General features: G+C 35.4%; 8 protein-coding genes. 6 read left to right on the top strand and 2 right to left on the bottom strand.

Annotated elements, in window-relative coordinates:
- The first annotated feature begins 883 nt into the window (after nt 1-883).
- The 4 genes from ACHRVX_RS19585 (at nt 884) to ACHRVX_RS19570 (ending at nt 5,324) form a co-directional block, all read left to right on the top strand.
- Nucleotides 884-1,954 carry a glycoside hydrolase family protein gene (locus tag ACHRVX_RS19585; RefSeq protein ID WP_395335311.1) on the top strand — a complete coding sequence of 357 codons (1,071 nt, stop codon included), beginning with the start codon at nt 884-886 and terminating at the stop codon, nt 1,952-1,954.
- A 131-nt stretch (nt 1,955-2,085) separates the two neighbouring features.
- Nucleotides 2,086-2,415, top strand: a complete 330-nt coding sequence (gene rhaM / locus ACHRVX_RS19580) for an L-rhamnose mutarotase (protein WP_395335309.1) — start codon at nt 2,086-2,088, stop codon at nt 2,413-2,415.
- A 1,086-nt stretch (nt 2,416-3,501) separates the two neighbouring features.
- Complete coding sequence (locus ACHRVX_RS19575; protein ID WP_395335307.1) at nt 3,502-4,830, top strand: glycoside hydrolase family 28 protein; 1,329 nt, start codon at nt 3,502-3,504, stop codon at nt 4,828-4,830.
- 317 nt (nt 4,831-5,147) lie between these two features.
- Nucleotides 5,148-5,324, top strand: coding sequence for a histone H1 (locus ACHRVX_RS19570; protein WP_213294129.1), 177 nt, complete (start codon nt 5,148-5,150; stop codon nt 5,322-5,324).
- Nucleotides 5,325-5,682: 358 nt separating this feature from the next.
- Here the strand turns inward: ACHRVX_RS19570 and ACHRVX_RS19565 are convergent, their stop codons facing one another.
- Together ACHRVX_RS19565 and ACHRVX_RS19560 are read right to left on the bottom strand one after the other, a co-directional pair.
- Nucleotides 5,683-7,185: a rhamnogalacturonan acetylesterase gene (locus ACHRVX_RS19565; RefSeq protein ID WP_395335305.1), complete on the bottom strand. Its 1,503-nt coding sequence runs from the start codon at nt 7,183-7,185 to the stop codon at nt 5,683-5,685.
- 177 nt (nt 7,186-7,362) lie between these two features.
- The gene (locus ACHRVX_RS19560; RefSeq protein ID WP_395335302.1) at nt 7,363-10,233 is read right to left on the bottom strand and encodes a glycoside hydrolase family 2 TIM barrel-domain containing protein; all 2,871 of its coding nucleotides are present in this window, start codon (nt 10,231-10,233) and stop codon (nt 7,363-7,365) included.
- A gap of 340 nt (nt 10,234-10,573) precedes the next feature.
- Here ACHRVX_RS19560 and ACHRVX_RS19555 point away from each other — a divergent pair, with 340 nt between their 5' ends.
- Nucleotides 10,574-13,927 carry a DUF4450 domain-containing protein gene (locus ACHRVX_RS19555; RefSeq protein ID WP_395335300.1) on the top strand — a complete coding sequence of 1,118 codons (3,354 nt, stop codon included), beginning with the start codon at nt 10,574-10,576 and terminating at the stop codon, nt 13,925-13,927.
- Nucleotides 13,928-14,430: 503 nt separating this feature from the next.
- Nucleotides 14,431-16,557 (top strand): hypothetical protein, encoded by a 2,127-nt coding sequence (locus tag ACHRVX_RS19550; protein WP_395335298.1) that lies wholly within the window; start codon nt 14,431-14,433, stop codon nt 16,555-16,557.
- The last annotated feature ends 26 nt before the right edge of the window (nt 16,558-16,583 follow it).

Raw genomic sequence — 16,583 nt, 5'->3', positions numbered from 1 at the left:
AAAGTAAAAAACATTGCGATTATTTAAACACATAGAAACATAGCTTATAGAACTTTTAAAAAAAGGCATTTCATTTATTTTTAATTCACATAGCTATGTGAAAGAAATGAGTTTCTTTTAAATACTCCTTAAATCAAACATAAAATCTATGTTTCTATGTGTTTAAATTTTTATCTTCAAATAAATCTCAATTGAATTAAAACTAATATGAATAGAAGAAAATTTATAATTGAAAATTAAAACAGACAAAAAGTAAAAAACATTGCGATTATTTAAACACATAGAAACATAGCTTATAGAACTTTTAAAAAAAGGCATTTCATTTATTTTTAATTCACATAGCTATGTGAAAGAAATGAGTTTCTTTTAAATACTCTTTAAGTCAAACAAAAAATCTATGTTTCTATGTGTTTAAATTTTCACCCATATTTTTTAAACTTTGCGTCTTAGCGCCTTTGCGAGATTAATTTTATTTTAATCCTTAGAATCTTTGGCAAAAAAAATAACACATAGTTATCTTCAAATAAATCTCAATTGAATTAAAAATAACATGAATAGAAGACAATTTATAATTGAAAATTAAAACAGAGAAAAAGTAAAAAACATTGCGATTATTTAAACACATAGAGGCATGGCTACAGGACTTTAAAAAAAGGCATTTCATTTATTTTTAATTCACATAACTATGTGAAAGAAATGAGTTTCTTTTTAATACTCTTTAAGTCAAACAAAAAATCTATGTTTCTATGTGTTTAAATTTTTCACCCATATTTTTTAAACTTTGCGTCTTAGCGCCTTTGCGAGATTAATTTTATTTTAATCTTTGGCAAAAAAAACAACACACAGTTATCTTCAAATAAATCTTAATTGAATTAAAACTAACATGAATAGAAGACAATTTATAATCGGAAATTCTCTTGCTGTTATGGCGCTGTGTCTTCCATTTTCGGCGAAAGCCATTAATTTATTGGATGATCCAAAGCTTTCTGATTTCGAAAAAAAACTTCGGCCAGTAGGACGCGCTTTAGAATTTGAAGATTATTACGTTTGGTGCAACAGTCCAATAGAGGGCCCTGACGGAAAAATTCACGTATTTTTTTCAAGATGGCCAAAAGCAAAAGGAATGAGCGGATGGATCAATAGCTCAGAGATTGCCCACGCCGTCGCCAATAATCCCGAAGGGCCGTATGAATATATCAGTACGATTTTAGCGCCAAGAAGCGAAGGTTTCTGGGATGCCACAACTTGCCATAATCCCAGTATTCATTTTGTAGACGGAAAATATGCCCTGTTTTTCATGGGAAATTCAAACGGCAAAATGAACACAAAACGAATTGGTTTAGCGACTTCGGATTCACTTTACGGACCATGGGAACGACCGGATCAACCGTTGTTATTGCCTGGAAAAGAAGGTTCCTGGGATGATCTTTTAACCACAAATCCGTCATTTTTAAAACATCCAAACGGCGAATACTGGCTGTACTATAAATCATTAGATACAGAAAATTATGAGCATCCAAAATTTCCCGTAAAAGGCAACAGGAAATATGGACTGGCAATTGCAAAATCACTTCACGGACCTTATGAAAAATACGAACACAATCCTGTAATTGATTTCTCGAAATTAGGAAATAACAAACAATGTGAAGACTCTTTTGTATGGTACGAAAATAAGAAATTCAAAATGCTGGCAAGGGATATGGGCGTTTTTGGGATCGATTACGGTTTGTATATGGATTCTGACGACGGCAAACATTGGAGTAATCCCCAAATTGCTTATCAGCCCTTAAACAAATATATTAGTCAGCCCGAAGCACCAAAACATTTAAACAGATACGGAAGAGTTGAGCGTCCGCAATTATTGTTTCAAAACGGAAAACCAACGTATTTGTTTACTGCTTCGCAGGGTGGGAAATATGAAACGGCTTCGGCATTTATTTTTAAAATAGTTTGAAAGAGGTGCAGAGGGACAAAGGGACAAAGCTATTTGAATTTAAATCAGTGAAACGCCTTTTTTGAGATCCAATAAACTATGTCTCTATGTGTTAAATAAATTACGCCAACAATAATAAATTCATTTTAAATATGGAAAATAATAATACAATTAGAAATGCTTTTACAATGAAGTTAAAACCCGGTTTTGAAACCGAATACAAAATTCGGCACGATCAAATCTGGGCGGAATTACAAACATTACTTTCAGAAAGCGGTATACAGGATTATAGTATTTTTTTAGATGAAGCAACGTTGACGCTTTTCGCAATCCAGAAAGTAAGTAAAGATTTTGATCCGGATCTTTTGCCCAATCATCCCATTGTAAAAAAATGGTGGAGTTATATGGCTGATATTATGGAAACAAATCCGGATAATTCACCCGTAACAATTCCGCTGAAAGAAGTTTTTCATTTAGATTAAATGATTAAATTGTTTTAAAAATAGAAAAACAGAAACAGATGAAAACCAGAATCCAAGAAATACGTTGATGCGCCGCAGGTACGCAACAAATGATAACTATTGCGTACCTACTGCACACTGGATTTATTCTGATTTATAATTAATTACCAATATTTAATCTCTCAGAGATAAGTCGTAAAGTTGCTATTTAGGAGTTACATATTGGCAGAAAAATTAGAGTAATGCGAATCCAAATTTGAAATGTGCCGTTAGGCACTAAACATTGGTAGTTAATGTAGATTTAGAAATACGTTGGCGTGCCGTAGGTACGCAACAAATGATAACTATTGCGTAACTACTGCACACTGGATTTATTCTGATTTATAATTAATTACCAATATTTAATCTCTCAGAGATAAGTTGTAAAGTTACTATTTAGGACTTACATGTTGGCAGAAAAATTAGAGCAATACGAACCCATATTTGAAATGTGCCGTTAGGCACTAAATATTGGTAGTTAATGTAGATTTAGAAATATGTTGGCGTGCCGTAGGTACGAAGCAAAATCATAACTATTGCTTACCTACTGCACACTGGATTTATTCTGATTTATAATTAATTACCAATATTTAATCTCTCCGAGATAAGTCGTAAAGTTGCTATTTAGGAGTTACATATTGGCAGAAAAATTAGAGCAATGCGAATCCAAATATGAAATGTGCCGTTAGGTACTAAATATTGGTAGTTATTATAGATTAGAAATATGTTGGCGTGCCGTAGGTACGCAACAAAATGATAACTATTGCGTACCTACGGCACGCTTTCTTTATTATGATTCAATTAACTACCAATATTTAATCTCTCAGAGATAAGTCGTAAAGTTGCTATTTAGGACTTACATGTTGGCAGAAAAATTAGAGTAATGCGAATCCAAATATGAAATGTGCCGTTAGGCACTAAATATTGGTAGCCTAACGGCACAAATTGGAGAAATGAGACCCAAGCAATTGCGAACAGAAGAAGTTAATCCAACAAAAAATACCGAAAATGATTGACCGCAAATTATTGTACAAAACAAAGCAACAACTATACTAACAGAAACCAAAAATGAAAAATATCTTAAAAATTTTAATCTGCGTCTTCACTATTTCGCAATCCACATTTTCGCAGGATTACAAAAATGACAAATTCCCTGACGGAACTGAAATCACCAGCTGGTTCAAGGATTATTCTAAAATTCAATTGAAAGATCTGGGCAAAAAATACACCATAACAGATTTTGGAATAGTAAAAGACAGTACTAAAATCCAAACCGTTGCCATCCAGAAAGTAATTGATAAAGCTGCTGCAAATGGAGGAGGAGTCATTGTGATTCCAAAAGGAGTTTTCCTGAGCGGAGCCTTATTTTTTAAACCCAAAACGACTTTATATGTTTCTGAAGGCGGAGTTTTAAAAGGTTCAGATAATATTGCCGATTTCCCAATCATGCCATCAAGAATGGAAGGGCAAAATTTAGATTATTTTCCTGCATTAGTAAACGCTTACGGAGTTGATAATTTTTCGATTTCGGGAAAAGGAACCATCAACGGAAACGGAAGAAAATATTGGGAAGCCTTCTGGCAGCGCCGCAAAGAAAATCCAAAATGTACCAATCTCGAAGTTTCAAGACCAAGATTGATTTTTGTATGGAACTCTAATAATGTGCAGTTTCAGGACGTAAAACTGATTAATTCAGGATTCTGGACCAATCATTTTTATAAATGCAATAATGTAAAACTGCTTGATCTCTATATTTTCTCCCCACATATTAGCATAAAAGCCCCAAGTACAGATGCTATTGATATTGATATTTGCACCAATTTTTTGGTTAAAGGCTGTTATATGTCTGTTAACGATGATGCGATTGCCTTAAAAGGAGGAAAAGGACCCTACGCAGATCAGGATCCCAACAACGGGCCTAATGCCAATGTCATTATAGAAGACTGCAATTTTGGATTTTGTCATTCTGCACTAACAAACGGAAGCGAATCTATCCACAACAGAAACGTAATAATGCGCAATTGCAAGATTGATGGCGCGTCGAGATTATTGTGGTTGAAAATGCGACCTGATACACCACAGCGATACGAATATATAAGAGTAGAGGATATCAAAGGCGAAGCAAAAACGGGTCTGGCAATTTTTGCCTGGAAACAATTTTTTGATATGAAAGGTCGCCCTGATGTGCCATTATCTTATGGAGACAATGTGACCTTAAAAAATATCGATTTAAAATGTGATACTTTTTACGGAGTAGAAAATGATCCTAATGTGCGCTTATCGAATTTTACATTTGAGAATTTAAAAATTGAAACTGTGAAACCAAATATTGATAAAAGCTTAATAACGAACGTAAATTTTAAAAATGTATACATAAATAAGCAAAAAGTGGAATGATTTTTTAGCATGTTTTCAGCTAATCTCTTCTTTTCTCCCGTTCAAAGTGTAAAATTTCTGACTGTTTTTGATGATTTAAAAAAATATAACAAATTATTTTTCATCTCTGTCTATACGTTCTAAAGGCATGTTATTTTATAAATTAAAAAATAAGTAGTTGATTAGTAGCGGATTGGTTCTTTTATTGAAGGAGAAAAAAAGTGAGGTAAATTTAATGTTAAATCAAACGTTAAAAAACGCCGATAATTTTAACGTCAAATATGTTGTAACTATCATTCAAACTTTTATTTTTGCGCCTTAATTTAATAATTATAAGCATGAAAGATCTATTAGTAAAAATCAACGCCGAAATTGAAACATTTAAAACAGAAGCTGACTCTTTAACAGAAAAAGGTGTTAAAGCTGCTGGAGCAAGAGCTCGTAAAGCTACTTTAGAAATTGAAAAACTTTTAAAAGAGTTTAGAAAAGTTTCTATCGAAGAATCAAAAAAATAATATTTTTAGTCAAAATAAAACCTCGTTTAATTCATTTTAAACGAGGTTTTTTTTATTTGTAAGAATGATGAGGAAAGAAGCAAAGATGTAAGAAGCAAGATGTTAGAAGCAAGATATGAGAAGCAAGATATGAGAAGCAAGATATGAGAAGCAAAGATGTAAGAAGCAAGATATGAGAATCAAGATATGAGAAGCAAGATGTTAGAAGCAAGATATGAGAAGCAAGATATGAGAAGCAAGATATGAGAAGCAAGATGAAAGAGTATAGAGTTAAGGTTACAGACTTTTTGGGACAGTGTCTTAAAATTTGCAATCAAACATCTTGCTTCTCACATCTTTCATCTTACCTCTATCCTCTTTACTCTATCCTCAAGTAACTCTTAAGCTCACAATCCTTCAGTTTCTTGATACTTTCCGCGACAGTTTTTGCATTAAAATCAGCGCCTTCTGTACCTGTATGTGTGTGGTCTTTTGGGAAAAACGCTTTTACTTTTTCTTTGCCTAATTTTTCATATTCCATCGCAACGATTTCATTAAGATCAATATAAAAGGTATTTTGTTTCTCAGCGGCTTCTTTTGACCATTTTCCGTAGGTATCGCTTCGTCGTTCTACTTTTTCGTTTGGCCATTCGTTTCTGGGTGTCTGACTTAAAACAATTGGGATAGCACCTTTTTCTTTCGCCTGACCAATAAACTTTTCCAGATACCAGCCAAAAGTATGTACCGTTTCTTTAGAGCCGTCAGCCAGGGTTACTTCCTGAGTTTCATCGCCATTTCCTTTAATAGAACCTCTGAATTTTTCTTTGTCAATTGCTCCGGCATCATTATGTCCAAACTGAATCAATATAAAATCTCCCGCTTGCAATTGATTTTTAACTTCCTCCCAAACACCTTCATGGTCAAAAGTTCTGGAGCTTCGACCACTTCTGGCTTTATTAATTACCTCAATGCGTGTTGTGTCGCAATAAGCAGGAAATGCAACTCCCCAGCCCACAGCATTTACATCGTTGTTATTAGCCATAGTCGAATCGCCAATTAAGTAAACTTTTTTCTTTTTAGGAAGTACAATTTCAGGATCTTTTAAAATGAAATTTTTCAAAGAGTTTTGGCTCTCTTTCAATTGATTGATAATGACCGAAGCCGAAAGCACAGCACCTTTTGATGATGTATGCGTATGGTCTTTTTTATAAAAATAAGTTCCCGTTACTTTTTGTTCGCCCAAATTTTCCATTTCAAGGCTCATTTCATCATTCAAATTAATAAAAGTCACCTTTTCCTTGTGCGCAATCTGTTTCGCCCACAAACCATACGATTTGTCGTTACGAGGCACTTTTCCATCTTTCCAGTCGTTTCTGGGAATCGGTGAACAAACAATCGGAATCGCGCCTTTAGATTTTGCTTCACGAATTATTTTCTGAATGTACCAGCCGTAAGTATGAACAATTTCGTGCTTTTTAGTTAAGATATTATCTATTTCCTGGGTTTCTTTTCCAATGCCTTTAATCGTTCCGCGTGCGCGAAGACTGTCGTTTAAAGGTCCGTTATCATTATGACCAAACTGAATCAGAACATAATCCCCTTTTTTGAGTTTATTCAAAACAACATTCCACAAACCTTTATCCTGAAAAGTACGACTGCTTGTTCCGCCCAAAGCATGATTTTCAATATTTACTTTTGTAGTGTCCAGGAACTGACCAATAAAATCTCCCCAACCCCAAAGCCCACCCGAACCATCGCCTTTGCCATTTTTTACAGTCGAATCACCCACCATAAAAACAGTGGGTTTAAAATCTTGTTTTATTGTGAAATTGAAAAACAGTAAGCCTAATAAAAGGGCTGAAAATATTTTAATTGATTTCATATTTTTGATGTAATTATCAAGCTATATTAAAGTTTAAAAAGAAATAAATCTGCGAGAAATTAAAAAGCTAATCCGAAAGTATTTTAATTGATTTCATATTTCTGATGTAAAATATCAAGCTTTGTTAAAGTTTAAAACCTGGGAAACCTCAAACCTGAAACAAAATAAAACCTGAAACTAAATTCCACCCCTAAAATCAAACCACAAATTCATTTCAATCCCGTCGTCACCGCTTTTAATCCTGATATTCGTGGGCTGACTCTGCGGACCTTGCTGTTCAAGGGGTTTAAAATCCCTCATTGCCGGAATTTCATACATAAACGAAATATCACCTTCCGGAAAACCAGGTTGCGGATAACTTCCCGCGAAAGCATTTTTAGGCAAATCAGGCGTGAATAATCTCAGGAATAAATGATCATTTTCGCTGAAAACCTTAAATGATGAGGTTCCCGCTTTTAGATTTGCGCATAATAAATTCGCATGGTAACCTTTAAATTCCGGATAAATCAAATTCTCAAAACTTTCACCCGTAATAGTGTTGTTATAATCCTTTTCCCAAAAGCCGAAAGTAGTTCCTTTAATGCGGTTTTTCCAGACATGATAAGGACCTCTTCCAAACCATTTAATACCTGTAACTTCCTTTTCCGGAAAACTAAAAGTAATGCCGAAAGCGTTGATTTTATCTTCAAAAAAAGCACCATCAAAACCGGCACCGCCAGAAGCATTTTTAAGCGCCAGCAATTCCATTTTAAAACGTCCGTCGGGTTCCATAATCCATTTTATAGAAGATAATCCGCCTGAATAATTGACCTTACAAACCGCTTTTTCACCTTCTTGCGAAATCTGGATATCCTTTAATTGGGCTTTCATTCCAATAGGTCGCGGACCATTTGTAAGCGGGATTATCGAAGTCGCATTTTTAACAGATATAATTTCTCCAGTCGTAATGTCTAAAGTTACCATGACATTATTTCCCTTCAAAATGATTTCATTGGCCGTTTTTGTAACCGAAGCTTTTACTTTAATGTCCTGAACAGTTAAAAATTTAGCAGCATAATATTTCGCTTTATGAATGGGCCATGTCCATGTATAAATTTCTTTATCAAAGCGATCAAAAGCCGAAATTGATAAAATATCCCCTTCAGAAAAATTATCGGGAACAGCCAATTTGATTTTACGGGTTTCCCCGGGATCAATACTTGGAATCTCAATTTTTCCTGAACTTATTGCAGTAGAATTTCCACTTGTATACAAAATAGTAGCATCAGCTTTCAAAACTTTAAAATCCATTTTACAGGAATTCAAATTACTAAACAAATAATCATTGGTAATCAAAAATGATCCGTCAAAATCTTCAGTAACTTGTTTCGGCTGAAACTGAATTGGCGCCCAAACCTCCTTAACCGTATAATAACTTCCTTCCCTTTCACGATGAGGTCCAAGAATTCCATCCGCAGCAAGCGAACCTTTCGAATCAAATTTTACATCACCCGTCCAGTCAGATCGTTTTACCGCTTCGTCAAGCATCGCCCACATAAAACCACCCGCAAAAAGCGGACTTTCCTTATAACGGTTCCAGAAATCTTCTAAAGCTGCGCCATGTCCGTTATCGTAAGTTCCGTGCATAAATTCAGTTGGAAAAAATACATTTTCACCCGAATTAAAACGATGCATTCCCGTTAAATAAGTCGGATAATGATGCGTATCCCAACCGTTAAAATCAGCCCACGGATGAATCACAATTCTTTTTTGCGGATCATTCTCGCTAAAAACTTTATCTACATTATAATTCCAGCCGCCTTCATTGCCATTGTCCCAAATTATTACCGATGGATGATTGACGTCTCGCGTCACCATTTCCTCTACCAGTTTGGTTCCCGTTTCAGTATCATACGAGTTTTGCCAGCCCGCCAGTTCATTCAAAACAAAAAGACCTAAAGAATCACAGACATCCAGAAAGTGATCGTCAGGCGGATAATGCCCGCGAACCGCATTCATATTCATATCCTTCAATAATTTCCCGTCTAATTCACTGATCCTTTTGCTCGTACTTCTTCCGCCTTCCGGCCAAAACGAGTGACGATTAATTCCCTTCATGATAATTTTGGTACCATTTACATAAATGCCGTCCTGTTTTTTAAATTCCAAAGTTCTAAAACCAATTCGTTTATTGTATTGATGAAGTACAATCCCATTTTGTTTTAAGATTAATTCTAATTCATACAAATTTGGCGTTTCAGGATTCCAGGGTTTTACATTTTTCCATTTCGCCGCAATTGATGCTACAGTAGTTTTAGCTTTAAGCGGAAAACTAAATACTTCAAAATTTTCTCCGTTCAAACCTTTAAGTTTTGCTTCGAGAATACTATTTTTAGGAATATCTTTAAGATTCAGATCAACCGTAATCGATCCGTCCATTTTAGCATTTACGGCAATATTTTCAATATGGGTTTTAGGCGAAACCTCTAACCAAACCGGACGATAAATGCCGCCAAACAGCCACCAGTCCGCACGTCGTTCAGCCGCATTTACTGATTTATTAGCAGAATGTTTCCAGACATGCACTTCTAAAATATTCTTAACACCAAACTTTAATAAAGAAGAGATATCATATTTAAATTCATAAAAACCACCCTGATGAATCGCCCCCGCTACCTTGCCATTGACTTTCACTTTAGTATCCGTCATCGCGCCGCCAAACGCAATTAGAACCTCTTTATTTTTATAATCTGCCGGAATTTCAAATTCATATTTGTACAAACCTTCTTCCTTACTCGGTTCTTTTTGATTCAGTTCCTTGTACCATCGACCATAAGTATATTCGCCAAAACCCTCTAATTCCCATTGCGACGGCACATTGATTTTAGACCAGACTTTGCTTTTATTTCCGCCCGTGCAATAAAAATCCCATTGTACAGGATGTTCAAAATCTTTTCCGGACAAATAGACTTTCTCAGTTTGTTGCGCATTGCTTTTTTGTAAAAACAAAGCAAAGGCAATAATCATATATTTTTGAAGAATGTTTTTGAATGTCATAGTTAATTTCATGTTATTTCAAAACTAACAGTTCTGTTTTTATATAGTATCCTGTACTATGATGTTAAAATATTGAAAGATTATAAATTATCATTTTGATAAAATCAGGTAGGTACAGGATACTATACCACTAAAAAACAAAGAAATTGCATCTGTATTAAGGAATTAATAAATAATACAGAATAATTGTACCGTTAATAAAATGTAACAAATACATAGAAACATAGATTTAAAACCTATGTTTTTAGGTGAGTTGCATTTTAAAATTTAAAGAATAATTCATTTTTACATTAATATGAAAATTAAAAAACAAACTATTCAAATTCTCATTGGCATATTTTTAATTTGTTCAATGGCAACATTTGGACAGGAAAATAAGGCCATCCGTAAAATACATTATGTGCCCGAAGGAAATAGTTTTGTTTTGAAAAACGGTACCCGAAAATTCAACAGAGCCTTATATGGTTCTAATACAGGATTTAGGGTTGAAACTGGCGATTTGCCTGAATTTGCAATGTATATGCCCGGAATGGGAGGGAATTTTAAGTTAGGTTTAGTAAACGAAAAAGAAAGCAAATGGATTACCGAAACCAGCAAAATTGATACGAGATATGTTTTAGGAACAATGCAGTACACAATTGAAGATCCAATATTAGGAAACGGAAAGTTGTTTGTTGATGTTGTAGCTTTAAAAGAAAGTGAAGGTTTTATTGTAAAAGTGTACGGAAAAAATATCTCAAAAACTACTGATTTAATTTGGGTTTTTGGCGGAGCAACCGGAAAAAAGTTCAGTCGCGACGGAGACATTGGCGCAGATCCTGAATCGGTTTTTTATTTGCAGCCGGAATATTGTACCAATAATAAATACACGATAAAAAAGGAATCATTTGTATTAGAATACGGTTCAGAAAGCAACAAACAAAAAACAGGAAATAATAAAAATATTAGCGGATTTTTCCCCGAATCAGTTCCTCATTTAGCCAATGCAAAGAAGCAAAACAAACCATTGGAACTTTTTAATTCAAATCCCGAATCACTGCCTTTAATTACAGGAAAAATAAAATCAATTACAGAAAAAGCCTCTTATTGGCTGTTCCTTCCTGAAGATTCCAAAGCCAGTTACAACCAAAAAAATATCGCACAACTTTATGAAAAATCAGTTCAGGAAACAACACTTTTAGCGCAGCGCGTTAAAGTTTCAACTCCTGATCCGTACATCAATACTTTAGCTGCTGCACTTTCAATCGCAGCCGATGGAATTTGGGAAAGTCCTGCTTATCTACACGGGGCAATTGCCTGGAGAATGTATCTAAATGCCTGGCGTGGTGCTTATACCGCTGATCCTTTAGGCTGGCATGATCGTGCTAAAACTCATTTTACGAGTTATAGCAACTCTCAGGTTACAAGTCCTGAAACGGGTCCTGTTGTATTGGATGAAGAACGAAATTTAGCCCGACAAAAAGAAGAAATTGGAACCTCAATGTTCAGCAGCGGTTACATTAGCCGAAGTCCAAACAAAAATACTGTCGCACATCATTATGACATGAATTTGGTTTTTATTGATCAAATGTTACGACATTTTAAATGGACCGGCGATACAACTTTTATCAAAGAAATGTGGCCCACAATCCAGCGACATTTAAAATGGGAAAAAAGAAATTTTGATCCTGACAATGATGGATTGTACGATGCTTATGCGTCAATATGGGCGAGCGATGCTTTGCAATATAGTGGTGGAGGAGTCATACATTCATCAGCTTATAATTATTATGCGAATAAAACGGTGGCAGAGATTGCAAAGAAAATTAATGAAGACCAAAACCCGTTTGCAAAAGAAGCAGATAAAATCCTGAAAGCCACAAATAACCAACTTTGGGTCGCCAATAAAGGAATTTTTGCGGAATATAAAGATGCTTTAGGAAACAGATTATTACACGATACACCCGGAATATGGAGTATTTATCACACGATAGATTCTGAATTATCAAATCCTTTTGAGAGTTATCAAATGCTGGATTACGTGAATAATCAGATTCCGCATATCCCAATTTCAGCCGAAGGACTGGACAAAAAAGACCTTTACGTAATTAGTACCACAAACTGGCAGCCTTATACGTGGTCGACAAATAATGTAGCTTTAGCCGAGCAATTGCATACTTCATTAGCTTTTTGGCAAGGCGGACAATCTGAAAACGCGTTTAAAATGTGGGAAAGTGCCTTGGTCGAAAGTATGTATTTGGGCGCTTCGCCGGGAGGTTTTGAGCAGCTTTTGTATCAGGATGCCATGCGTGGCGAATTGTATCGTGATTTCGCTGATCCAATTGGTATGGCTTCCCGAACTTTAGTCGAAGGACTTTTTGGGATTCAGCCCGATGCTTTGGCAGAAGTTTTAACCATTAAACCCGGTTTTCCTGAAAAATGGAATCAGGCTTCTTTAGAAATTCCCGATATTTCAATTGATTTTAAAAGAGAAAATAAAGAAGAAAAATATGTGATCAAAAATCAGTTTTCGGCTAAAATGAACTTGAAATTAGTTCTGAATTCTTCCTTTGAAACTATAGAAAATGTTACTGTAAACGGAAAATCGGTTTCCTGGAAAATTGTTCCCGAAAACATTGGAAAACCCAAAATAAGTATCGAAGTTCCATACAATTCCAGTTATGATATTTCAATTAAATGGAAGGGAAATGCTGTTGAAAAAATGGAATCAAAAGAAAATTATACATCAAATGAAATTTTGGATTTGAAAACTCTTAAAGCCAAAATAATTTCGGTTTATGATCCGCAATTGATTTTAAGTGAAATTTCAAAAACGGATAATTCACTCAGGGCAAAAGTGAATTCGGCAGGAAATAAACTCTTTTTTATCGAATTAAAACAAGGCGAATTATCCTGGTGGCAGCCCATTCACATTAATGTAAAATCTGAAATTGAATCAAATGCAAGTGTTACAAATTGGGATATTCCGCTGGATAAATCTGCTCGTGCAGAACCAATTCCGCTTTCGTCATTTTTTAATTCAAAAGTAACAGATATTTTCAATTATGAATATCTTTCACCAAGACCGCAAACGGTGACATTGCAACTTCCGAAACAAGGAATCGGTAATTGGTGTTATCCTGTTATTTCGGTAAAAATTGATGATTCTGGCTTACGCGAAAAAGCAAAATCAAACGGGCAAATTATAACGCCAAACGGAATCCCGTTTCAAACACCTTCAGAGGTAAATCAAAAGAATATTATTTTTACATCAATGTGGGATAATTTTCCGGAAAGTATTACTATTCCGTTAAACGGAAAAGCTTCGCACGCTTATTTTATGCTCGCAGGAACCACAAACCCAATGCAAAGCCGAATCACAAACGGAGAAATAATGGTAAATTACACTGATGGATCATCGGATATTCTGCCTTTGAAAAATCCGGAAAACTGGTGGCCAATCGAACAGGATTATTTTATTGACGGTCTTGCTTTTACAACCAACGCGCCAAAACCGCCAAGAGTCTATTTTAAAACAGGAGAAATTTCAAGAGATTTTAAGGATTTTAAAACCATAAAAGGATTCACGAGTTATGGAATTGATGGCGGCGCAGGAACGATTTTAGATTTGACCTTGAATAATAATAAAACGCTAAAAAGCCTGACGCTTAAAACTATTGCTAATGATGTTGTGATTGGGTTGATGAGTTTGACTTTGGTGAGATGATTTTAGAAGCAAGAAGCAAGAATAAAGAGAATATAATAAAGAGAATAGAATAAAGAGAATATAATAAAGAAGCAAGATAATAGAAGCAAGATTATAGAGCAAAGAGAATAGAAGCAAGAGAATATAATAAAAGAAGCAAGATTAAAGAAGCAAGATTAGAGAGCAAAGAGAATAGGAAAAAAGGTAAGATGCTCCGTTAGGAGCTAAATATTGGTAGTAAAAAAAAATCAATTCCCACATTTCAGAGTCCTGTGGGGACGGCATATAAATCGGGCAATAAGAAAATTAGATAACCTATTAAATAAAAACATGAAACCGATTAAAATTTTACCGCAAAGCACACAAAGTTTTTTATTCTTGCGTGTTGTATGACAAAACAAAGTTCGCAAAGCTTTGTATTGATAAAGCTTTGCGAACTTAATGATTTATATATAATTAGATAAGAAAACCTTGCGCACTTTGCGGTTAAATTTTTATCTCAACCTGAAACTAAATTTAACCAAATGAAAAAATATCAATTAATTACTGGATTTCTGTTTACCATATCCATTTTTGCTCAACAGAAAATTGATCGAAAAGCATTAGTAACCAGACATAATGTCCAAATTACGGCTATAGATACTTTGGCTTCTTTAACTGTTGGTAATGGTGCATTTGCTTTTACGGTTGATGCGACGGGATTGCAGACATTTCCTAAAAAATACGAAAACGGAATTCCGTTGGGAACGCAGTCAGAGTGGGGTTGGGACAGTTATAAAAACACCAATAATTATAAATTCTCTGAAACCCTGAGAGATTATAAGCAATACGGCAGGGATATTTCGTACACGGTTCAGATCAAAGAACCAGCGAGAAAAGTCGAGGCTGTAAACTGGTTTCGACAAAATCCGCATTTATTGCAATTGGGAAATTTGGGTTTTGAGATTACCAAGAAAGACGGAAGCATCGCAAAACCGGAAGACATAAAATCGATTGCTCAAAAATTGAATCTTTGGACAGGAGAAATTGAAAGTTATTTTGAAGTAGAAGGAATTCCGGTTACAGTTTTGACCGTTTCACATCAGGAAAAAGACGCGATTGGCGTAAAAGTAAAGTCGGATTTACTGCAGCAAAAACGCTTAAAAATCAGTTTAAGAATTCCGTTTCCAACCGGCGATTGGGCAGATATGGGAACAAAGTGGGAAGGAAAACAAGATTATAAAAGCACATTGATTGAAAAGTCAAAAACAGAAGCGGTTGTAATGCATGTAATGGATAGTATTTCATATAATGTCAATTTGAATTGGAAAGGAAATGCGCAGATTAAAAAAGTTTCAGATCATTATTTTGTGGTAGAAGCATCCAATACCAACACTTTAGAATTAAGTTGTCTTTTTGCTTTAGCAGATAAAAAAATACCGAATTCATCATTTGCAGATATTGAAAACAGCAGTATAAAAGGCTGGGAACAATTCTGGAAAAGTGGGGCAGCAGTAGATTTTTCAGGAAGTACAGATTCTCGCGCCAAAGAATTAGAGCGAAGAGTAATTTTGTCGCAATATTTGACCAAAGTGCAATGTACAGGAAAAGTTCCGCCTCAGGAAACAGGTTTGACCTATAATAGCTGGTACGGAAAACCGCATCTGGAAATGCATTGGTGGCACGGCGTTCATTTTGCACTCTGGAACCGACCTGAATTGTTAGAGAAAAGTCTTCCGTGGTATCAAAAGGTTTTTGATAAAGCCAAAAATATTGCCAAAAGACAAGGTTTTGAAGGTGCAAGATGGCAAAAAATGACAGATCCGGATGGTAATGAAAGTCCGTCATCTGTAGGATCATTTTTGCTTTGGCAACAGCCCCATTTTATTACCTATGCCGAATTAATTTACCGTGCCAAACCAACAACAGCAACTTTAAATTTATACAGCGAACGTGTTTTTGAAACCGCTAATTTCATGGCTTCGTTTGCGAATTACGACGCTAAAAATGATCGTTATGTTTTAGGACCGGGCGTGATTCCGGCGCAGGAACGCTTTAAAGCGATGGAAACTTTTAACCCCACGTACGAATTGGCGTATTGGAACTGGGCTTTGAAAACCGCGATTGCATGGAAGAAAAAATTAAACCAGAAAGTACCTGAAAAATGGGAAACCGTTTTGGCTAAATTATCTCCGTTACCAATTGCAGATCAGGTTTATCTGGCTACAGAAAGCGCAAAGGATTCATACACAAATCCTGAATTCAAAACAGATCATCCGTCGGTTCTGGGAACATTTGGGATGCTTCCGGAAACGTCTCTTTTAGATAAAAAAATCATGAAAAATACGTTTGATCTGGTTTGGAAAACGTGGTCGTGGGATAAAACCTGGGGATGGGATTTCCCGATGACCGCAATGTCTGCAGCACGTTTAAATATGCCCGAAAAAGCCGTTGATGCGTTATTTATGAATGTAACGACAAATACCTATTTAAAAAACGGACACAATTATCAGTCAGACAGATTAACGCTTTACCTTCCCGGAAACGGAGGATTATTAACCGCCGTTGCCATGATGTGCGCAGGTTGGGACGGAACCACAGAACAAAATCCGGGTTTTCCAAAAGATGGGACTTGGAAAGTGAAAAGTGAGGGATTTGCGAAGATGTTTTGATGCGATATTGCCCACGGATGATACGG

The sequence above is a fragment of the Flavobacterium sp. FlaQc-47 genome, from assembly GCF_044006475.1.
Taxonomy (GTDB): domain Bacteria; phylum Bacteroidota; class Bacteroidia; order Flavobacteriales; family Flavobacteriaceae; genus Flavobacterium.
The sequence above is the reverse complement of the archived record's forward strand: the minus strand, read 5'-3'. Positions and strand labels throughout refer to the sequence as shown.